18 protein-coding genes are annotated in these 19171 nt (G+C 63.4%); 10 read left to right on the top strand and 8 right to left on the bottom strand.

Annotation, left to right across the window (positions count from 1 at the left end):
- Window positions 1-137 precede the first annotated feature (137 nt).
- Window positions 138-2114: a DNA primase gene (gene dnaG / locus ACWTU8_RS01690; protein WP_455846780.1), complete on the bottom strand. Its 1977-nt coding sequence runs from the start codon at window positions 2112-2114 to the stop codon at window positions 138-140.
- A gap of 155 nt (window positions 2115-2269) precedes the next feature.
- Window positions 2270-2635 (bottom strand): RcnB family protein, encoded by a 366-nt coding sequence (locus ACWTU8_RS01685; RefSeq protein ID WP_455846779.1) that lies wholly within the window; start codon window positions 2633-2635, stop codon window positions 2270-2272.
- Between the two features lie 391 nt (window positions 2636-3026).
- On the opposite strand from ACWTU8_RS01685, the gene ACWTU8_RS01680 reads away from it, so the two are divergent.
- The 3 genes from ACWTU8_RS01680 to ACWTU8_RS01670 all read left to right on the top strand — a co-directional run bounded on the left by ACWTU8_RS01680 (window position 3027) and on the right by ACWTU8_RS01670 (window position 6721).
- Complete coding sequence (locus ACWTU8_RS01680) at window positions 3027-4691, top strand: Na/Pi cotransporter family protein (RefSeq protein ID WP_455846778.1); 1665 nt, start codon at window positions 3027-3029, stop codon at window positions 4689-4691.
- A 159-nt stretch (window positions 4692-4850) separates the two neighbouring features.
- Window positions 4851-6032: an MFS transporter gene (locus ACWTU8_RS01675; protein ID WP_455846777.1), complete on the top strand. Its 1182-nt coding sequence runs from the start codon at window positions 4851-4853 to the stop codon at window positions 6030-6032.
- A gap of 179 nt (window positions 6033-6211) precedes the next feature.
- The gene (locus ACWTU8_RS01670; protein ID WP_455837859.1) at window positions 6212-6721 is read left to right on the top strand and encodes a DUF1801 domain-containing protein; all 510 of its coding nucleotides are present in this window, start codon (window positions 6212-6214) and stop codon (window positions 6719-6721) included.
- A gap of 13 nt (window positions 6722-6734) precedes the next feature.
- On the opposite strand, the gene ACWTU8_RS01665 is transcribed toward ACWTU8_RS01670, so the two are convergent.
- Window positions 6735-7610 (bottom strand): arginase family protein, encoded by an 876-nt coding sequence (locus ACWTU8_RS01665; RefSeq protein ID WP_455846776.1) that lies wholly within the window; start codon window positions 7608-7610, stop codon window positions 6735-6737.
- A 217-nt stretch (window positions 7611-7827) separates the two neighbouring features.
- On the opposite strand from ACWTU8_RS01665, the gene ACWTU8_RS01660 reads away from it, so the two are divergent.
- On the top strand, window positions 7828-8289 hold the full coding sequence (locus ACWTU8_RS01660; protein WP_455837861.1) for a DUF1801 domain-containing protein: 462 nt from the start codon (window positions 7828-7830) through the stop codon (window positions 8287-8289).
- A gap of 83 nt (window positions 8290-8372) precedes the next feature.
- Here the strand turns inward: ACWTU8_RS01660 and ACWTU8_RS01655 are convergent, their stop codons facing one another.
- Window positions 8373-8822: a GatB/YqeY domain-containing protein gene (locus tag ACWTU8_RS01655; RefSeq protein WP_029350140.1), complete on the bottom strand. Its 450-nt coding sequence runs from the start codon at window positions 8820-8822 to the stop codon at window positions 8373-8375.
- A gap of 282 nt (window positions 8823-9104) precedes the next feature.
- Here ACWTU8_RS01655 and carA point away from each other — a divergent pair, with 282 nt between their 5' ends.
- Window positions 9105-10307 carry a glutamine-hydrolyzing carbamoyl-phosphate synthase small subunit gene (gene carA / locus ACWTU8_RS01650; RefSeq protein ID WP_455846775.1) on the top strand — a complete coding sequence of 401 codons (1203 nt, stop codon included), beginning with the start codon at window positions 9105-9107 and terminating at the stop codon, window positions 10305-10307.
- 212 nt (window positions 10308-10519) lie between these two features.
- Here carA and ACWTU8_RS01645 read toward each other — a convergent pair whose 3' ends face one another.
- The 3 genes from ACWTU8_RS01645 to ACWTU8_RS01635 form a co-directional block, all read right to left on the bottom strand.
- On the bottom strand, window positions 10520-11797 hold the full coding sequence (locus ACWTU8_RS01645; protein ID WP_455846774.1) for a TCR/Tet family MFS transporter: 1278 nt from the start codon (window positions 11795-11797) through the stop codon (window positions 10520-10522).
- A gap of 165 nt (window positions 11798-11962) precedes the next feature.
- Entirely contained in the window at window positions 11963-12886 is a 924-nt protein-coding gene (ypfJ, locus tag ACWTU8_RS01640) for a KPN_02809 family neutral zinc metallopeptidase (protein ID WP_455846773.1), read from the bottom strand.
- Between the two features lie 201 nt (window positions 12887-13087).
- Complete coding sequence (locus tag ACWTU8_RS01635) at window positions 13088-13276, bottom strand: hypothetical protein (RefSeq protein WP_455846772.1); 189 nt, start codon at window positions 13274-13276, stop codon at window positions 13088-13090.
- 173 nt (window positions 13277-13449) lie between these two features.
- On the opposite strand from ACWTU8_RS01635, the gene ACWTU8_RS01630 reads away from it, so the two are divergent.
- Together ACWTU8_RS01630 and ACWTU8_RS01625 are read left to right on the top strand one after the other, a co-directional pair.
- Entirely contained in the window at window positions 13450-14331 is an 882-nt protein-coding gene (locus ACWTU8_RS01630) for a protein-L-isoaspartate O-methyltransferase family protein (protein ID WP_455846771.1), read from the top strand.
- A gap of 147 nt (window positions 14332-14478) precedes the next feature.
- Entirely contained in the window at window positions 14479-15132 is a 654-nt protein-coding gene (locus ACWTU8_RS01625; RefSeq protein ID WP_095519127.1) for a dihydrofolate reductase family protein, read from the top strand.
- Between the two features lie 110 nt (window positions 15133-15242).
- Here ACWTU8_RS01625 and ACWTU8_RS01620 read toward each other — a convergent pair whose 3' ends face one another.
- Complete coding sequence (locus ACWTU8_RS01620) at window positions 15243-16421, bottom strand: MFS transporter (RefSeq protein WP_455846770.1); 1179 nt, start codon at window positions 16419-16421, stop codon at window positions 15243-15245.
- A 195-nt stretch (window positions 16422-16616) separates the two neighbouring features.
- Between ACWTU8_RS01620 and ACWTU8_RS01615 the strand changes: the two genes are divergently transcribed.
- The 3 genes from ACWTU8_RS01615 to ACWTU8_RS01605 all read left to right on the top strand — a co-directional run bounded on the left by ACWTU8_RS01615 (window position 16617) and on the right by ACWTU8_RS01605 (window position 19069).
- A complete protein-coding gene (locus ACWTU8_RS01615) occupies window positions 16617-16973 on the top strand; it encodes an ArsR/SmtB family transcription factor (protein ID WP_128343524.1) in 357 nt (118 codons plus the stop codon).
- 102 nt (window positions 16974-17075) lie between these two features.
- Complete coding sequence (locus tag ACWTU8_RS01610; RefSeq protein ID WP_455846769.1) at window positions 17076-17834, top strand: metallophosphoesterase family protein; 759 nt, start codon at window positions 17076-17078, stop codon at window positions 17832-17834.
- 266 nt (window positions 17835-18100) lie between these two features.
- Window positions 18101-19069 (top strand): SH3 domain-containing protein, encoded by a 969-nt coding sequence (locus ACWTU8_RS01605; RefSeq protein ID WP_455846768.1) that lies wholly within the window; start codon window positions 18101-18103, stop codon window positions 19067-19069.
- Window positions 19070-19171: the final 102 nt, after the last annotated feature.

Raw genomic sequence — 19171 nt, 5'->3', positions numbered from 1 at the left:
CGTCATTCTGCCAGAAGGTCAAGCGCCTCTCGCATGATTCGCATGAAAAAAGCGAATCAATTACCCGACTTAAAGCGCCGCGGCTGATTCGACGCGCAAGCACGGTTCTGCACTTTCACTCTTTCGGAAGCTTCGACCTACACCCGCCCGGCTCTGCCCGAAGACACGCCGAACCCTTCGATCAGCGCTTCCGTTGCTTGCACATCACGAAATTGCGCCTGGATCTCGACGAGATGCCGGTAGTTTTCGTCTGTAGGATCGCTGGCGAGCGCCGCTTCCGCCTGTTTCAGCTCCTTATGTAAGGTGCGCGCGCTGCGCTGCAAGTGGAGCGCCTGGCTGAAGGCGTCGCGGGCATCGTCAAGTCCGGCTGTTTCCAGCGCCGGCCACTGCCGAGCCCGTTTGATCAGCGCCACCACGCGCGCCCAGATCTCGCCGCAGCCGGCCCGTTGGATCGTCGCGATCACCGCGTCGCGGTCGTTGGCCATGTCATGCGCCATCGCATCGAGGATCGCCGCATGCAGCCGCTTCAGATCGGTATTGGCGAGGTCGAGGAACTCGACATGTTCGAAATTCTCGTCGATCAGCGCCGGATGATTGACAAGAGCTGCGATGATCGTCGCCTCGCGCACCGACATCCCCTCACTGCCGCGCTTGACAAGCGCCGAGCGGCCGAGGCTTTCGGTGATCGCGGTGCGTCCGCCGGCATTGCCGCCGCGTGCGAACTGTCCGCCAGGAGCCGAGCCCTTGCCCTGAAAGCGCCCGCCGGGCCGCCCATCCTGGCGCCCGCCTTTATAGCCTTGGCGCGCGCTGCGCTGGGTGCCGAAAAAGCTTAGCACCCGCTCGCGCATTTCCTGTTGGTAGTGGTAGCGCAAGCTCTCGTCACGGATGCGGCTGGTCAGTTCGCGCAGCGTCTTTTCCAGTTCCGCCCGCCGCTCCGGCGTGTCGAAGATGCCGCCCGCCGTTTCGCGCACCCACAAAAGGTCGGCAAGCGGCCGCGCCTCGGAAAGCACTGCGCGAAACGCGTCCGGCCCGTCGGCCTTGACCAGATCGTCGGGGTCCTTGCCTTCTGGCAGAAGCGCAAAGCGCACCGAGCGGCCTGCCTGAACCGCCGGCAGCGCCATGTCGGCGGCGCGCCATGCCGCCTTCAGTCCGGCCTGGTCGCCGTCGAAGCACAGCACCGGCTCGCCGGCCATGCGCCACAGGAGTTCGAGCTGGTTTTCGGTCAGCGCGGTGCCGAGCGGCGCCACGACATTCTCGAAACCGGCCTGCGCCAGCGCGATCACGTCCATATAGCCCTCGACGGCGATGACCGTGCCGCCCTTGGCCAGCGCCCCCTTTCCCAGCGCTTGGCGCGCACGGGCGAAATTGTAGAGCACATTGCCCTTGTGGAAGAGCTCGGTGTCGGGCGAATTCATGTATTTGGCGAGCGCATCGGCAGCCAGCGCCCGCCCGCCAAAGGCGATTATCTTGCCTCTGGAATCCGGGATCGGGAACATGATGCGGTCGCGGAACCAGTCGTAGGAGACCGGGACGTCGTCGCCGTGGCGCACCAGCCCGCATGCCTCGATATCGGCCTTGGGCACGCCGTTCGCGGCAAGATGCTCCTTCAGCGCGTTGCGGCTGTCGGGCGCATAGCCGAGCCGGAACGACTGCTGCGTCGCCGGTGTCAGCCCGCGGTCGCGCAGATAGGCGCGGGCTTTTGCGCCTTCCGGTCCCTGCAGCCGCTCCTGGAAGAAGGCAGTCGCCATTTCCATGATTTCGGTCAGGCTGGCGCGTTCCTTTTCGCGCCGTTCCTGCTGGGCATCGCGCACCGGCATCGGCACGCCGGCCATGTCGGCGATCTTCTCGACCGCTTCGGGAAAGCTCATCCCGTCGAGTTCGGTGAGGAACTTGAAGTGGTCGCCCGAAACCGAGCAGCCGAAGCAATGATAGCGGCCCTTCTTGTCCTCGCAATGGAAGGACGGGCTCTTCTCGCCATGGAAGGGGCAGCACGCCCAATAGTCGCCGCGCGGCGCGTTGGTCTTCTTCCTATCCCATGCCACGCGCTGGCCGATCACCGATGAAATCGGCACGCGGTCGCGTATCTCGTCGAGAAAGGCAGGGGGAAAGCGCATTGGGAACGGCTCGTTTGTCCTCCATATAATCACACCGGCGAAACCCGACGACTCCTAATGCGGACCATACCCGGTTTTCACAGGGCAAAAGGAGACGGCCGCTGCGGGCCGCCTTCTTTCCTATTCCGGCATAGTGCCGGTGGACATTTGGACGATCAGTGCGCGGCGATCGCGCCGAAGATGATGCCGGAGACGACGCCGACCAAGAGATAGTCGTTGCCGACGCGGATCCATTCCTGGCCACGGCTCGGACGACGCAGGCCATAGTAGCGATAGTCGCGGATCGGCTGGTGGCGCTTCCAGCTGGAATATTTCTGGCCATTGCGCCAATGGTTCCTCTTCACAACGACTTTCTTCTTCACCACGACGCGCTTCTTCACGTGCCTGTCCAGCTTCTTCCAGTCGACCTGGCTGTAGTTCGACTGGGGTGCATTCGGCGCGTTCAGCGGCGCTGCCTTGCCCTGCAGGGACGTGGCAGCCAGCATAGACAGGGCGACTGCGGAAAGAATGATGCGTTTCATCACGGGGGTACTCCTTTGGTTGCCGATGCCCAAGCAATAGAGCCCGAAGAATGAACCGAAACTGAACACGCGGATTACGTTTTCGTAATGATTTCATGTATTTAAGATAGCTAATTCAACACTCAGCTCAAACCTGATTTGAAGGGGTCGTCGGCACTCGACCGCGCGACCATCCAGAAGCCGGCCGGCAATGCAACCATTTTGCGATCCATCCATTTCCGACACACCCTGTCGCGCACCAACAGCCGTTCGAATTGGGCAAAATTTATTATCCGGCTAAAAGTAATCGGAGTAGTATCGACCCTTGCAATGTCCTTGATTCGCCCCCTCTTTTACCTCTGTGCCGTCACGGCGCCCGTATCGCTGTCGCCTGTCGGAATGCGAGCCTGACATGAGCGGTTCGGTCGTTTTGCTGCATCTTGCCGGCGCGGTGGCGCTGATGCTGTTTGCCACCCGCTTGGTGAAGACAGGTGTCGAGCGCGCCTATGGCGATGTGCTGCGCCACAAGCTGCGCGCGACCATGCGCAATCCTTTCATGGCGGTTCTGGCCGGCTGCGGCCTGGCGATCGCCCTGCAAAGCTCCACCGCCGTCACCTTGCTGGTCGGCTCCTTCGCCGGCGCCGGCATCGTCAGCGGCATATCGGGCCAGCTTGCCGTGCGCGGCGCCGAGATCGGCTCGGCACTGGTGGTCAAGTTGCTCACCTTCGACCTGTCGCTGCTGGTGCCGGTCTGTCTTGTCGCCGGCACCGTCATGTTCATGGCCACCGAGCGGCGCGACTGGCGCCAGTTCGGCCGCATCCTGGTCGGCATCGGCCTGCTGGTATTGTCGCTGGAGATGATCGGCCAGGCATCGGAGCCGCTGCGCCAGAGCACGCTGATGCCGGTCGTCGTCGATTACTTCTCCGGCGACCCGGTCACCGCCTATCTGCTGGCGGCGCTGGTCACCTGGCTGTTTCATTCCTCGATCGCCGCGGTGCTGCTGATGGTGACGCTCGCCGGCCGTGGCTTCATCCCGCCCGAACTCGGCATCGTGCTGGTGCTCGGCGTCAATCTGGGTTCGTCGATCATCGCGCCGCTGCTCACCCGCAATGCGGAGCCGGGCGTGCGTGTCGTACCGATCGGCAATCTCCTGATGCGCGGGATGGGCTCTCTAGCCATGCTGATCCTGTTCCTGTGGTTGAAGCCGCCGGTCGCCTTTCTCGGCGCCACCGTGCCCGACCAGATCGTCAACGCGCATATCCTGTTCAACATCCTGATCCTGGTTGCCGGCCTGCCACTGGCCGGTCTCGTCTACGGCGCTTCGGAAAAGATCGTGGCGCTCGGCACCAAACCGGCGCCGGGCGAAGCGCTCGACGTCGTCGAGCTGTCCGCGCTCAACGACAGCGCGCTGGATGTGCCGAGCCAGGCGCTGGCCAACGCCACCCGTGAGGTGGTGCGGGTCTGCGAGACGGTCGAGATCATGCTGAAGCGCATCATCGAGCTCTATGAGACCGCCGATGCCGACAAGATCAAGGCGCTGGCCGCGCTCGACGACCGCGTCGACAAGAAGCACGCAGCGATAAAGCTCTATCTGGCCAAGGTCACCAAGAACCCGCTGAGCGAGGACGAGGCGCTGCGCTGCCAGGAGCTGATCGGCGCCTGCGTCAAGCTCGAGCAGGTCGGCGACATCATCGTGCGCAACATGCTGGTGCATGTCAGGAAGAAGCTCGAGCGCGGGCTGGAGTTCACGCCCGAGGGCTGGCGTGAGCTTTGCGCCTTCCACGCCTCGGTGCTCGCCAACGCACGGCTTGCCTTCAACGTGCTGGTCTCGCGCGATCCGGAGACCGCCCGCCAGCTGGTGCTCGAAAAGGACCGGCTGCGCGACCGCGAGAAGGAGACCAGCGCCAGCCACTTCGTGCGGCTGCGCGACGGCACCGCCAAGAGCGTCGAGACCAGTTCCATCCATCTCGACACCATCCGCGACCTGAAGCAGATCAACTCGCTGCTCGCCTCGATGGCTTATCCCGTGCTCGAGGAGCGCGGCCTGCTCACCGGCTCGCGGTTGAAGGCCGGGTGATCCCGGAGCCTTGTCCTTCTCCCACAACAAAGGGAGAAGGAAAAACCGTCGCGCCAGCCCGATCAAGAAAACCTAAACCGGCGTCGACAATTTCTGGATTGCTCGCCGCTCTCGTTCGTGATTTGAGGCCATCTCATTCAAGGATCGCCTTCCAGCGCCATGCTTCCCCTCATCGCCCTGTTCATCGCTGCGTTCGCATTCGGCACCACCGAGTTCGTCATCGCCGGTGTGCTGCCGCAGGTGGCGGATGGCCTTGGCGTCTCCATCCCAACTGCCGGCTACCTCGTCTCCGGCTACGCCGGCGGCATCGCAATCGGCGGACCGCTATTGACGCTCGCCACCAAGACGATTTCGCGCAAGGCCTTGCTGCTTGGCCTTGCCGCAGCCTTCACCATTGGCCAGGCCGCTTGCGCACTTGCACCCGACTTCGCGTCCATGTTGCTGTTGCGGATTGCGGTGGCCGTGGCGCACGGCGCCTATTTCGGCGTCGCGATGGTGGTCGCGGTCGGCCTGGTCCGCCACGACCAGCGCGGAATGGCCGTTGCGCTCATCCTGTCGGGCCTCACGGTCTCCAATGTCATCGGCGTGCCGGCCGGCACGGCGATCGGCAACATCTGGGGGTGGCGTGCGACGTTCTGGGTGATGTGCGCGCTTGGTGTGGTTTCCATCGCCGCCATGGCCGCCCTCCTCCCACGCAAGACGGGATCGTCGCGCCAGTCCGTCAGTTTCGGCAGCGAGGTTCGCGTGCTCGCACGCCAGCAGGTCTGGACGTCGCTGATCCTCATGCTGATGCTGATGATCGGTCAGTTCGGCCTCTTCACCTACATCACGCCGACGCTGTTTGAAATCACCGGCCTCGATGAGGACCTCGTGCCCTGGGTGCTCCTGCTCAACGGCGTCGGCGCGACAATCGGCGTCTTTCTTGGCGGGCGGCTCGCCGACTGGAAACTGATGCCCTCGCTCATCACCATGCTTTTCATGCAGGCGGTGACACTTGCCGTCATTTACGCCGTCAGCCCGTACCCGGTGCCGATGGTCGTGGCGATCACTGTCTGGGGCGGACTCAGCTTCGCCATCGGCACGCCGATCCAGACCCGTATCCTGACGTGGACGGCGGATGCCTCCAATCTCGCCTCATCGCTCATCCCGGCCGGCTTCAATGTCGGCATCGCGCTGGCCGCCTCGCTCGGTGCCGCTATGCTCAATGCCGGTTATGGCTATCGCAGCCTGCCGGTGGTTGGCGCCATGGCCATGCTGGTCGCCGTGGCGGTCGCGCTTGCCTCGCATCTCCAGGAGTGGCGCCGCAACACCACGCCGCCGCTGCCGGCTGCAGCCGAATAGACGGGCAGACTCCACAAATCGATCCGGTAGCGCAGGCTTTCCGCGACGTCCGCCTTATGGAGAGGAGCCTCTGCCTGTGCGCTTGTGGGTTTGGCGGAGATCAATAGGATTCCGAAATTGATCTTCAGGGGCGGCTTTCTAAAATCAAGTATCATCGATTACCACTTGGAGTGAACACAATGGCCGACCACACATCCGAGAAGTCGGCGAAGGCCGCCGCCGAGCGGGTCGCTGCGAAACCGACCAAACCGCGCAAGGCGACGCCGGAGCCGCAGCCCGGCAAGGCCGCGAAACCGGCACTCCTCGCAGGCGGCAACCCCCAGATCGCGAAGGCTGAAGGCGACGCTCCCGTGCAGGCCTACATCGCGGCCATGCCGGGCTGGAAAAGCGACGTCGGGCGCCGTCTCGACGCGATCATCGCGCGCACCGTCCCCGGTGTGCACAAGGCAGTCAAATGGAACTCGCCATTTTACGGCATCGAAGGCCAGGGCTGGTTCCTGTCGTTCCATGTCTTCACCCGCTACGTCAAAGTGACCTTCTTCCGAGGCACGTCACTGCGTCCTCTTCCTCCCGGCAAGTCCAAGCACAAGGAAGTGCGCTATCTCGACGTTTATGAGGACCAGCTCGACGAAGCTCAATTTGCCGCTTGGGTGAAGCAAGCCAGCCAATTGCCCGGCGAACGAATGTGAGATGCGTCGCGAATTACCCAAGGGCGTCTGCAAGCACCTCATTCAAGCGGGCGAACGCGGCGGACTCGTCTGGCGCATGGGCCGGATTAACTTCTGTGATGGTCAGGCCGCACCATTGCGGCAGGGCGGTCAACTGCTTTAGCGCGAAGGCGGCGTGCTCCAGTTTGAGACCGTCGCAACGGCGCACATTCTCAGCAATCGGAAAATCGACAAAGGAGAGTGCATCGACATCGAAGTGAATAAGCACACAGTCAAAGCGGGCCGCCCAGTCGGCCGCGCGCGCTGTCGCCGCCTCGATATCACTCAAAGCTTCCTCACGCGATATAACTTTAATCGCGTTATCTCTGATCACCGCAGCTTCGGGCGGAGTGATGTTCTCGACGCCGAAATAGAGGAGTTGCTGAGGCACAAGCATCGGGCGGGTTGGGCCGAGCCTGGCGAGCGAAGGCTCGCATCCGGGAATATCGAGCAGATGAGCGACACCAGTCCAGTCCAAGGCGCCGTCGCTCGTATCAGGTGTGTTGAGATCGGCGTCGAAATCCATGTAGACGAGCCCGATCCGTGCACCGGCCGCGTTCGCTCCGGCGACCGTTCCCAACTCCACAGTACAATCGCCGCCTAAAACAAGCACGTCCTCCTGTGCTGCGATCGCCGTCGCCACGTGGCTTGCGACCAAGTCACAGGCGTGGCGCACGGCCTCTAGGTTCATAGCCTGCGGCTGCGAGGGATCCGGTCGCCATCGGAACGATGCAACATCGCCATCATCCCTGATGGTTCTGCCTCGGCTCGCGAGCGCCTCTGCGAGCCCATGCCGCCGAAAGGCCGCGGGCGCTTGTTCCTGCCCCGGCGAATAGGCGCCGGCGCTGGTGGCGGCGCCGATAATGTTCAACAAACGCGCCGACAAATCGAGGCTCCAATTTCGTATGATCCTCGTTGCAAAACGGGTCTGGAGGGACGAAGGTTCCTCCTCGATGTTGAGAGTTTGTTGCCCGGCATTGGCACGAAGCCTAATAGGCCAAGCGTTCGCGCCGGAACGGCAAACGGCTCGCCGCATCGATCCCGTCGTGAGGCGCCGGACGCGCACAAAGCCATTTGGACCCAGTATCATGACCAAAGCGACAACAGCCATGAAGACGAGCGGCTCGAAGGAAGGGGCAGGAGGAGTCACTCCCTCTCAGTTGATAGATGCGAGAATCAACGAGCTGAGCGATTGGCGGGGCGAGATGCTCGCTTGGGTCCGAACCGTCATCCAGCAGGCAGATCCCGAAGTGATCGAGGAGTGGAAGTGGAGAGGAGTTCCGGTGTGGGAGCACGCCGGAATTATCTGCACCGGTGAGACGTACAAGAATGTCGTGAAGATGACCTTCGCCAAGGGCGCCTCGCTGGAGGACCCTTCAGGCCTCTTCAACTCCAGCCTCGAAGGCAACACCAGGCGCGCCATCGATATCCATGAGGGCGACAAGATCGATGAAGAGGCATTGAAGGCGCTCATTCGCGCCGCCGTGGCACTGAACATGTCAGGGCGAGCTACCACCACCCGCTCTCAGAAGAAACCGAAGAGCGCTTGAGGATCATCCACATCCGGCTGGGCTGGCTCCTCGTGGTCGCCTCCTTCGAGGCCTTATGAACATCGCAAGAGCGGGGAAAATCCCTACTGCAGCAGTCCCTTGACGATGCCGCTCGCCTTGGAGAAATCCATCTGGCCCGCGTATTTCTCCTTTAGTGCAGCCATCACCTTGCCCATGTCCTTGACCCCGCTGGCGCCGGTCTCGGCGATGGCGGCGCGGATCGCCGTTTCGGTCTCGGCCTGGCCCAGTTGCGTCGGCAGGAAGTCTCGAATGATAGCCATCTCGTCGCGCTCCTGTGCGGCAAGCTCCGGCCGTTTGCCGTCATCGAAAGCCTTGGCCGACTCCTCGCGCTGCTTCACCATCTTGGCCAGTATCTGCAGGATCTCGTCATCAGTGGCCGGCTCCTTGCCGGCGCCGCGATTGGCGATGTCGCGATCGTGAATGGCCGCCTGGATCAGCCGCAAGGTCGGCAGCCGACGCTTGTCCTGCGCCTTCATCGCACTCTTCAGGGATTCGGCGATTTTGCCCCGCATGATGCTTTCTCCTTCGAATGCGACGGACAATAGCCGCGCCGAAACCCCATGGCAAATTCGACGTCGCCCGGGCAAACCGCTGATATTGTTCGACGAAATAAATCCAGGGCTCGTACGGCGTGGCATTATTGACCGCCTTGGCGCCTTCCCCTATGTACTGGGCCTTGCATGAACTGAATTTTTGTTGCGCGCGCTGGCTGCGAAATCGCCGCTGCGCGCGGTTTGCTGCGCAGAGTGGTCCGTCGGACCGATCGAAGGGCGCAGCCCTTTAGGAGTGTCGCAATGGCAACGACCGCCCCCTGGGCCACTGAGAAGCCGACGGCCTTGCTGGTGCTGGCCGACGGCACCGTCATCGAGGGCCGCGGCCTTGGCGCCACCGGCTCCGCCGTCGCCGAAGTCTGCTTCAACACCGCGCTGACAGGCTATCAGGAAATCCTCACCGACCCGTCCTACGCTGGCCAGATCGTCACCTTCACTTTTCCGCATATCGGGAATATCGGCACCAATGACGAGGACATCGAGGATCTCAACCCGGTCGCGCGCGCCGGCGCCGGCGGCGCCGTGTTCAAGGCCGACGTCACCAATCCGTCCAGCTATCGCGCCGCAGCTGGTCTCGACCAATGGCTGAAGAAGCGTGGCATCGTAGCGCTTTCGGGCATCGACACGCGCGCGCTGACAGCGCTGATCCGTGAAAAAGGCATGCCCAACGCCGTCATCGCGCACGCGCCCGACGGCATCTTCGACATCGACGATCTGAAGCGCCGCGCCGCCGCCTGGTCCGGCCTGATCGGGCTTGACCTGGCCAAGGACGTCACCTCCGGCCAGTCCTCGGTCTGGCGCGAGACGCCCTGGGTCTGGGACGAGGGCTTTGGCGAACAGACCGATCCGTCCATGCATGTCGTCGCCATCGACTACGGCGTCAAGCGCAACATATTGCGCCTGCTTTCCGGTCTTGGCGCCAAGGTCACGGTGGTGCCGGCCAACACCGGCGCCGAGGAGATCCTCGCCATGCGGCCCGACGGCATCTTTCTCTCCAACGGTCCCGGCGACCCGGAAGCCACCGGCGACTATGCCGTTCCGGTCATCCAGGACCTGCTGAAGACCGACATCCCGGTGTTCGGCATCTGCCTCGGCCACCAGATGCTGGCGCTGGCGCTGGGCGGCAAAACCGCCAAAATGCATCAGGGCCATCACGGCGCCAATCATCCGGTCAAGGATCACACCACCGGCAAGGTCGAGATCGTCTCGATGAACCACGGCTTTGCCGTCGATGCCGACTCGTTGCCGCGCGGCGTCGAAGAAACCCATGTCTCGCTGTTCGACGGCTCGAATTGCGGCATCACGCTGACAGGAAGACCGGTCTTCTCGGTCCAGCATCATCCCGAAGCCTCGCCCGGCCCGCAGGATTCGCACTATCTGTTCCGCCGCTTCGTCAATCTCATCCGCGAAAAGCGCGGCGAGCCGGCGCTGGCGGAGCGCGCCTAAAGCGCGTCGCGTCTGAAGGGATTCCTGCGACGCTCTTTAAGTTCCTGTTTTTGTGCATGTCGTTGCTAAAACCGCTGGGCGCACTTTTTGGGCGACATGCATTGGAGCATTTTCCACGAAAAGTGAGTATCGGCTTTGCGCCCGCAATTGCGCTAAAACGGATTGATTGGCGGCGACGGCGGAAATGGAGCCGCCTTCATGCTTTTTCACTCTTAACGAAGATCAACCCCGTCGGTCACCGCTTCTTGCGCATGCATGCGTTTGGCTTCCTTCGGCGTCGGCTTGGCCACTTTCGTGACGAAGACGATGAGCGCCAGCGTGAGAAAAACCGCGCCGAGCAGATAAGGGGCCCCGCCGAACACCACGGGCGCGCCCGGACCGGTGAACCAGGAAAAGATCGCCGTATAAAGCAGCGGCGTGATGATTGACGTGATCGAGAAGATCGAGGTCATCGCCCCCTGGAGTTCGCCCTGCGCCGAAGGCGGCACCTTGGCGGCGGCGAGACTTCTGAGCGGCGGATCGGCCAAGGCTTCCAGGCAGCCGACGACGATCACCACATAGATCATCCAGCCTTGCGACGCGAAGGCGTAGCCGAAGGCGCTGAGTGCCGTGAATGCAAGACCGAGTACCGCCGTCTTCCACTCGCCAAGTTTGGGGATCACGCGCGGCAGGACCGTCGCCATGACGATCGCCCCGCACAGACCGAAGGCGCCGAGCGAGAAACCGATCTGCTGTTCGTTCCAGCCATAGCGGTAATTGGAGACGAACGACCACACCGCCGGATACATCATATGCCCAAGCGTCATCAAGAAGAAGACAAGCCCGATCCAGCCAATGCCTTGGTAGTTGCGCATCTGGATGAGCGTCCCGACCGGGTTCGCGCGTTTCCACTCGAAGCGGCGGCGGTGCTTGTTATCAAGCGTTTCGGGCAACAGAAACAGGGCGATCAGGAAATTCAGGAAAGCAAGCGCGGCGGCGAAATAGAACGGTACCCGTGGCCCGAACGTGCCGAGCAGCCCGCCCAGAACCGGTCCGATGACGAAGCCGACGCCGAAGGCGATACCGAGCAGGCCGAAGTTCTTCGCCCGGTTCTCATCGGTCGAGATGTCGGCGATGAAAGCGGAAGTCGTTGAATAGCTGGCGCCGGAAATGCCGGCCAGCACGCGTCCGATAAACAGCATCGGGTAGGACCAGGCGACAGCGCAGATCAGATTATCGATGGCAAAGGTGAAGACGGAGGCGAGCAGGATCGGCCGCCGTCCGAACCGGTCGCTCAACCCGCCGATGACAGGTGCGAAAACGAACTGCATCGCCGCATAGGCGAAGAACAGCCAGCCCCCCTCGATCGCCGCCTCGCCGATGCCAACGCCGGTCAATTCCCTAAGATAGGCCGGCAGCACCGGCATGATGATGCCGAAGCCGATGATATCGAGCAGCAGCGTGGTGAAAACGAGCGCAAGGCCCCGCCTGGCGGTTTTGGGGTCTATCATGATGGCGTCGGCTCCTCAGACCGCCTTGGGGCAAAGGCGCGGGCTCGTTATAGGCGAGCCTGTCTTACGGAACAATAAGAGAACGGACTCGGCAGTCCAATCCTGACATCAGCTGACGTGCCCTGCCGCGGCGCGTGGCAACTTAAGCGGGAGTGTTCGAACATCTCAGATCGGAGTGTTGAACGTATCGCAGTCCGACAGCTTGCCGCTCCTGTAGCCACGCGCCAGCCAGGTCTGCCGCTGCTGCGAGGTGCCGTGGTTGAAGCTTTCCGGCACGACATAACCCTGCATCCTCTTCTGCAGCGTGTCGTCGCCGATCTGCTGGGCAGCGTTCAGCGCCTCTTCCATGTCGCCCTGTTCCAGAATGCCTTTCTGCCCGGTGAAATGCGCCCAGACGCCGGCGAAGCAATCGGCCTGAAGTTCGACCTGCACCGACATGTGGTTGGCCTCGGCCTCGCCCATTTGCTGCCGCATCTGGTTGAACTTGGGCAGGATGCCGGTGAGGTTCTGCACATGATGGCCGACCTCATGCGCGATCACATAGGCTTGGGCGAAATCGCCCGAGGCGCCGAATTGCTGGTCGAGCTGCTGGAAGAAAGTGGTATCGAGATAGACCTTGCGGTCGCCGGGACAGTAGAACGGTCCGGCCGCAGACGAGGCGGAGCCGCAGGCCGAGCGGATCTGGCCGCTGAACAGCACCAGCTTCGGATCCTCATAGGTCAGGCCCTCGGCCTGGAAAATGCCGGTCCAGGTGTCCTCGGTCTCGGCCAGCACCGTCGAGACGAACTGCTTCATCTCGTCGGAGGCCGGCGCACCGGTGCCGCCGCTGTTGTCGGTGATCTGACCGCCGCCGCCAGGCACTAAGCCGCCGCCGCCGGCCAGGATCTGCAGCGGATCGATGCCGAAGGCCTTCAGCCCGAAATAGAGGACCACGAGAATGATGATGGTCGACAGCGACATTCCGCCGCCGGAGCGGCCGCCGACCGGGATGCGGAACCGGCCGGGCCCACCGCGCGGCAGGTTGAACCCGCCACCCTGGCCGCGTTGGTCTTCGACATTGTCACTTTGACGACGACCCTTCCAGAGCATGGCACTCCTCGCGATGCACGTATCGGTACTTGGCCGATCTCATGGCCCGATCCGACCCAACAAACAATTATCTCAATGGTTGCGCCAAGTCACAGTATTTTTCGCATGAAGGGCCGCCGGCTCTGGGGTCAGTCGGTGCACGACACCCGCGGCTGAGAGCCCTGCCGACTGCTTTTTTGGTCTTGGACTTAGCGGTTACGCTCAGATCTTCTGCTTGGCACCCGCGCTCTTGCCGTCCGAGCTTTTCGACCGCTCGTCGAACCGGACCGCGCCCTTTTTGAGCGGGCGGCCGGTTTCCGCTTCCGTCTTGCGTTCGTCCTTCGCCGCAACTTGGTTCAATCCCTTGGCCGCTTGCTTGCCCCTCGCTGTCGGTGCCTGTTCAACGCCCATGGTATCCTCCTCGGTCTCGCGCCAATCGCTTGGCACGACCTCAAACGCAGCGGCAACGCGGCGGTTCCGGCAGGACTGTCGGCAATGGCGGTAGATTTAGCGTGTCGCCTTCATTGCCTTGCGAAACGCTTCAACTGTCTCGGCGCTGATGCGTCGGCCAGAGGCGATCTGGAATGACGCGACAAATCGGCAGTCTGCGCTATCTTGAGGCCATGACCGATCTCGCCGATGTGCGCCGCTTTTATGCGCGACTGATGGCTGCCAATGCAGGTCCGGCCGATCCGCGTCTCGAAGACGTGTTCGCCGCGGTGCCGCGCGAGGCTTTTCTCGGGCCCGGGCCGTGGTCGGTCGTCGCCGGCAACGGTAAGGTCGAAACGCCGAGCGCCGATCCTGTTCACGTCTATCAGAACGTGCTGGTGTCGCTCGACGCCGACAAAGGTATCAACAATGGCGAGCCGTTCCTGCATGCCATGTGGATCGGCAAGGTGGCGCCAAAACCCGGCGAGACCGTCACCCATGTCGGCGCCGGCACCGGCTACTACACAGCTCTGCTGGCACAGCTGGTTTCACCTGGCGGCGCAGTCACCGCCTTCGAACTGGAATCCAGTCTCGCCGACCGCGCGAGACAGAACCTAGAAGCCTTTGGCAATGTGACCGTCATCCATGGCGATGCGGTCATCGGCAGCCTGCCACCGTCCGACATCATCTATGTCAATGCCGGCGTCGCAGCACCACCGGCCGAGTGGCTGAAGGCGCTGAAGCCCGGCGCCCGCATGGTCTTTCCGTGGCGTCCGACCGAGCGCGTTGGCCTCGCGGTGATGGTGACTCGCACCGAACAAGGCTTTGCCTGCGATCCGTTCATGCGGTCATGGTTCATCCCTTGCGTCGGCGGCTCGCTTGCAGGCCCCGCGGCGAAAATCCTCGACCGCGACAAGGCGGCACGCAGCCGCTCTATCTGGCTGACGGCCGACAAGGCACCGGACAACACCGCCACCGTCGTCATCGGCGACGTCTGGTTCTCGTCGAAAGGTGTTGGCGCCAGGCGGCCGCAATGACGTCGCCGAGGCTGCCCATCCAGTGCTTGCCGCTCGCCATGCGCCGAATCCAGAATTTTGTGGCCCCTGTCGGACCGGCGTCCACTCGCACGTCCTTTGGCCGAAATCCGGCCCCGACAGCACGGATGATGAAAAAGGGAGAATTCAATGAGGAAGATCATCACTGCGACATTCGTCAGCCTCGACGGCGTCATGCAGGCGCCTGGCGGGCCGGAAGAAGACCCGAGCGGCGGCTTCGAATTCGGTGGCTGGACGTTCCATTACTGGGACGACGTCGGGGGCGCCTTTATTGGTGAGACCTTCGCAAAACCCTTCGCGCTGCTCCTCGGCCGCAGGACCTACGATATCTTCGCTGCGCATTGGCCGTATCAGAAGAACGATCCGATCGGCGACAGTTTCAACGCGGCCACCAAATATGTGGCCACGCACAGGCCCGATACGCTGTCGTGGCAAAACAGCCAGTCGCTCGGCGACGACGTCGTGGCCACACTGCGCCAGCTCAAGCAGGAGGACGGGCCGGACCTGCTCATCCAGGGATCGAGCGAGTTGATCCAGACCTTGCTCGCCAACGACCTGATCGACGAGGTCAGCCTGCTGATCTTCCCGCTGGTGCTGGGCAAGGGCAAGCGGCTGTTTGGCGGTGGCGCAATTCCGGCGGCTTTCAAGCTGAACCGCTCACAGGCATCGAGCACCGGCGTCATCATAGCGAGCTATGAACGCGCCGGTGAGATCAAGACCGGGTCCTTCGCCCAGGAACAGCCGTCCGAAGCCGAGATCGAGAGACGCCGAACCTGGAAATAGTGTGGGGTTACAGGACCTGGGTTTCCTTGCTCCGCTAGATGTGAGTGGGGAGAAAAACCCAAGTTGCCCGGCAGGGTGATGAGGGCAGCGCCCTGGTTCTGCGATCTCCCTTACTCCGCCGGCATGGCAATCGCCCGCGCCGCCCGGTGGCCGGCGAGCATGACGCCAAGACCCAGGATCGGGAACACTGCTGCGACCAGGCCGAGATCGGCTGGCGCGCCATAGCGCAGCACCGTGCCGCCGACGACGGCGCCCAGCGCCACGCCGAGATAGAGCGCCGAGCCGTTGAGCGACAGCACGATGGGCGCTGCGTCGGGCGCCAGCCTGATGATGCGGCTGGCCTGCGCCGGCGGGAAGGCCCAGCCGACAATGCCCCACGGCACCATCATGGCCATCAGCGCCGGCCCGGCGACGCTGTGCGGCAGGAATGCCGGGATGACCGAAAGCATGACCAGCATGACCGCACTCAGCGCCAGCGACCAGCTGACGGTGCGGGTCGCGCCGAAGCGATCGGCAGCCTGCCCGCCGGCAATGTTGCCGATGACGGCGCCGACACCGAAGGCGAGCAGCATGCCGGGCAGCGCAATCGGGCTCAAGCCTCCGCCTTCGACGGCTAGCGGCGCGACAAAGGCAAAGACCGTAAAGGCGCCGGTGAGCGCCAGCAGTGTGGTCAGCAGGATCGATGGCACGCCGGGGCGAAGGGTTGCAGCCAGCCGCTGCCTGAGCGGCAGCTTGGTGCCGACGATGCCGCGCGGCAGCCGGTACCACAGGATGGCGCCGGCCAGCGCGCCGAGCCCGGCGATGGCAAAGAACGTGCCGCGCCAGCCGGCAACGGTCGCGACAAGTGCGCCGAGCGGCGCGCCGACCGCCACCGCCACTGTGGTGCCGCCGACGACGACGGCGATGGCGCGGGCGCGGTGATGATCATCGACAAGCGCCACGGCCGTCCCTTGCGCCGTCGCTGCGAACAGGCCGGACGACAGCGCCATGACGATGCGCGCGATCAGCAGCAATTCGAAAGAGGAACTCAGCGCCGCCGCGAGATTGCCCAGCACGAAAAACACCAGCGTCCACAAGATGACGCGCCGCCGGTCCCATTCGCCGGTGAGCGTCGCCAGGATCGGCGTACCAAGCGCATAGGCGAGCGCGAAGGCGGTGATCAGCGTCCCGGCGAGTGGAACCGAGATGGCGGCATCGGCTGCGATGTCGGGCAACAGGCTTGAAATGACGAAGCCTTCGGTCGCGATCGTGAATGATCCGAGCGCAAGCCAGATGAGGCGCTTGTCCATGGCAACAAATCCTTGGTTCAAAAGTTATTGAACAATTGTACATAATGGGGCATGGTGTCAATGAAGCCACCTGAGAATAGCGGAACCCTCCTGACAGCTCTATGTCAGGACAAGGTGGCGGGAGGTGGAAACTGCGTGCATCCATCAAGGAGGAGATGCGTTGAAATCGGCCCTGATTGCGCTTAGTTCCTGGGCATGACCCTGCCCCATCCCACCGCCGACCAGATCAGCCTGTCGAACGTGCTTGCCGTGCTCGGCGATCCCACCCGGCTGGCCATCGTGCGCTATCTCGCCAGCAAGGAAGGCGTGCCGCTGAACTGCAGCCAGTTCCTCGATCTCTGCTCGAAAACCAATCTCAGTTATCACCTTGCCAAATTGCGCGAGGCCGGCGTCACACGCACCGAGGTGGTCGGCACCAGCCGGCTGATCACGCTGCGCCGCGACGACCTCGATGCCCGCTTTCCGGGCCTGCTCGACAGCGTCATTGCCGCTGCCGTCAACGATACGGCGCTGCCCGCGGTAGGCGCCAACGAGATCAAAATCCAAGCATAGCCGTCTCCCGGTACCCGCCAGTACCGAGCACAACTCGCCAGGATTGGTTGGTGTCCTGGAAGTCCTCCTGCTATGCCGTGCTTCGAACCAAGGGAGCTTCCCATGCGCATTGCCGTCCTCGCCGATATCCACGGCAACGTCCTCGCCCTGGACGCCGTGCTCGACGATCTGCGGCAGCGCGGCGGCGCCGACCTCGTCGTCAATCTCGGCGATTGCGTCTCCGGCCCGCTCTGGCCGCGCGAGACTTTTGCGCGGCTTGAAGCGCTCGCCCTGCCGACGGTGCGCGGCAATCACGACCGCCGCCTCGCCCGCGACACCGCCGATGAAACCATGTGGCCGTCCGACCGCTACGCGCAGGAACGGCTGACATCGGCGCAGCGCGAGGCGCTGTTGGCCTTGCCCCTCACGCTGGAGATCGCGCCGGGCGTGGTTGCCTTCCATGCCCGGCCCGACCACGACGAAAAATACCTGACCGATACGATAGCCGACGGCCGGCTGGTGCGTGCGCCGCTGGCCGCCATCAAGCGGCGGCTGGCCGCGCTCGATCCCGCTTGCCGCATCGTGCTGTGCGGCCACAGCCACCGCAGCGAACTGATCCGTATCCCCGACGGCCCTGTCGTCTTCAATCCGGGCAGCATCGGCTGCCCCGCTTATGGCGACGACACGCCACCGGCGCATGTCTCGGAGCAAGGCTCTCCGCATGCACGCTACGGCATTGTCGAACTGGGTGAGCCGGGCCGCCCCGACCGTTTTGCGGCCATCGCCGTCGACTATGACCATGAGGCGGCAGCGCGGCAGGCCGAACAGGCGGGACGGCCGGAATGGGCCCACGCGCTGCGAACCGGGTTTATGTCGGGTTGAACGAGGTACGAGTTCCCAGGCTGAACGCGGAACGCGTTCATGCCTCAGGCTGAGCGAGGTACGAGCCCATGCCGCCAAGCTGAGCTTGCTCATGCCAGGCTGAGCTTGCTCATGCCCGGCTGAGCTTGCTCATGCCGCGGACCGGACACCATTCCCCAGCCGCATTTTCCGACTTACATAGCGCCATGTCGTCGTTTATAAAATCGACCTGGAATGCGGTGGCGTTTCCGTGCCAGGCCGCGCCTCCGGGAATGCTTCTATCGCCCATGGCCAAAATGATGAGGCGCACAGTTACGCTCCGAACGACGCTGTACGCGCTCACTGCCGCCCTTCTCCTGCTGACGGCGCTGCTGCCGGCCAAAGCCGAGGAGGCGCCGATCGTTTCCATTGTGACCGACCTTGCTCCAGGCGATCTCCTGAACGTCCGCGCCACGGCATCGGCGATGGGCAAGATCAAGGCTCGGCTGCCTAACGGTACGAGCGTCAACAATCTCGGCTGCAACGACGTCAATGGCTACCGCTGGTGCAAGGTCGCAGAAATTGACAATCCGCAACTGACGGGATGGGCTCCCGCGCGCTACCTGAACCCCGACAATCCGGCGGCCGTTTCGGATGCGGATGCCGAAACGACCGGCGAAGGCACGGCCCCTGCAGCCGAGGCCTCGAACCTGGTATCCGCAGATCAGCCGCTGCCCGACCTGACAGCGCGCCTGGGCGCGCCCGAAACCACGATAACAGCCGCCGACGCAATCGGCAGGGCGGCCATCGAAGACGCTTACCGCCTGGCGCTCGCGGCCAGCGGAAATCCTTCGACCGGCGAGACGCAGTCGCCCGTAGCAGCGTGGGAGCCCATCCGGCATCGCGCCGCCAATACAGCGCCTCCGGCCGACGCACGGACCGTTGCGCGGCTGCAGCCGCCGGGGAGGCCCGCGCCAGCCCTGGGTGCCCGCAACGAGATTCCTTGCGCGCGCTATGTCGGCCAGCCGATGACCAGCTGCAAGGCAGGCGTTGTGCATACGGGCGACAAAGCCGAGGTGACCGTGACCTGGCCCGATGGCGGCACCCGCGTCATCAGTTTCCAGGCCGGTCGGCCCGCCGGTTCGAATGCATCAGGTGAATTCCGCTTCACGCGCGAGGGCAGCCTGAACATGATCCGTGTCGGCGTTTCCGAACGCTTCGAGATCACGGATCAGTTGGCGCTGGGGGATGAGTGGCTAAGGGGAATAAGGCAGTAGGGCAGTAGGGCAATATGTTTAAAGGGCGCTCGAACCTCTGCCCTACTGCCCTACTGCCCTACTGCCCTACTGCCCTACTGCCCTACTGCCCTACTGCCCCAC

Source organism: Mesorhizobium sp. BHbdii, assembly GCF_053848045.1.
The sequence above is the reverse complement of the archived record's forward strand: the minus strand, read 5'-3'. Positions and strand labels throughout refer to the sequence as shown.

Excerpts from the sequence above, each read along its gene's own strand:
- dnaG (WP_455846780.1), bottom strand. The coding sequence starts at position 2,114 with ATGCGCTTTCCCCCTGCCTTTCTCGACGAGATACGCGACCGCGTGCCG.
- ACWTU8_RS01685 (WP_455846779.1), bottom strand. The coding sequence starts at position 2,635 with ATGAAACGCATCATTCTTTCCGCAGTCGCCCTGTCTATGCTGGCTGCC.
- ACWTU8_RS01680 (WP_455846778.1), top strand. The coding sequence starts at position 3,027 with ATGAGCGGTTCGGTCGTTTTGCTGCATCTTGCCGGCGCGGTGGCGCTG.
- ACWTU8_RS01675 (WP_455846777.1), top strand. The coding sequence starts at position 4,851 with ATGCTTCCCCTCATCGCCCTGTTCATCGCTGCGTTCGCATTCGGCACC.
- ACWTU8_RS01670 (WP_455837859.1), top strand. The coding sequence starts at position 6,212 with ATGGCCGACCACACATCCGAGAAGTCGGCGAAGGCCGCCGCCGAGCGG.
- ACWTU8_RS01660 (WP_455837861.1), top strand. The coding sequence starts at position 7,828 with ATGACCAAAGCGACAACAGCCATGAAGACGAGCGGCTCGAAGGAAGGG.
- ACWTU8_RS01655 (WP_029350140.1), bottom strand. The coding sequence starts at position 8,822 with ATGCGGGGCAAAATCGCCGAATCCCTGAAGAGTGCGATGAAGGCGCAG.
- carA (WP_455846775.1), top strand. The coding sequence starts at position 9,105 with ATGGCAACGACCGCCCCCTGGGCCACTGAGAAGCCGACGGCCTTGCTG.
- ACWTU8_RS01645 (WP_455846774.1), bottom strand. The coding sequence starts at position 11,797 with ATGATAGACCCCAAAACCGCCAGGCGGGGCCTTGCGCTCGTTTTCACC.
- ypfJ (WP_455846773.1), bottom strand. The coding sequence starts at position 12,886 with ATGCTCTGGAAGGGTCGTCGTCAAAGTGACAATGTCGAAGACCAACGC.
- ACWTU8_RS01635 (WP_455846772.1), bottom strand. The coding sequence starts at position 13,276 with ATGGGCGTTGAACAGGCACCGACAGCGAGGGGCAAGCAAGCGGCCAAG.
- ACWTU8_RS01630 (WP_455846771.1), top strand. The coding sequence starts at position 13,450 with ATGACGCGACAAATCGGCAGTCTGCGCTATCTTGAGGCCATGACCGAT.
- ACWTU8_RS01625 (WP_095519127.1), top strand. The coding sequence starts at position 14,479 with ATGAGGAAGATCATCACTGCGACATTCGTCAGCCTCGACGGCGTCATG.
- ACWTU8_RS01620 (WP_455846770.1), bottom strand. The coding sequence starts at position 16,421 with ATGGACAAGCGCCTCATCTGGCTTGCGCTCGGATCATTCACGATCGCG.
- ACWTU8_RS01615 (WP_128343524.1), top strand. The coding sequence starts at position 16,617 with ATGACCCTGCCCCATCCCACCGCCGACCAGATCAGCCTGTCGAACGTG.
- ACWTU8_RS01610 (WP_455846769.1), top strand. The coding sequence starts at position 17,076 with ATGCGCATTGCCGTCCTCGCCGATATCCACGGCAACGTCCTCGCCCTG.
- ACWTU8_RS01605 (WP_455846768.1), top strand. The coding sequence starts at position 18,101 with ATGGCCAAAATGATGAGGCGCACAGTTACGCTCCGAACGACGCTGTAC.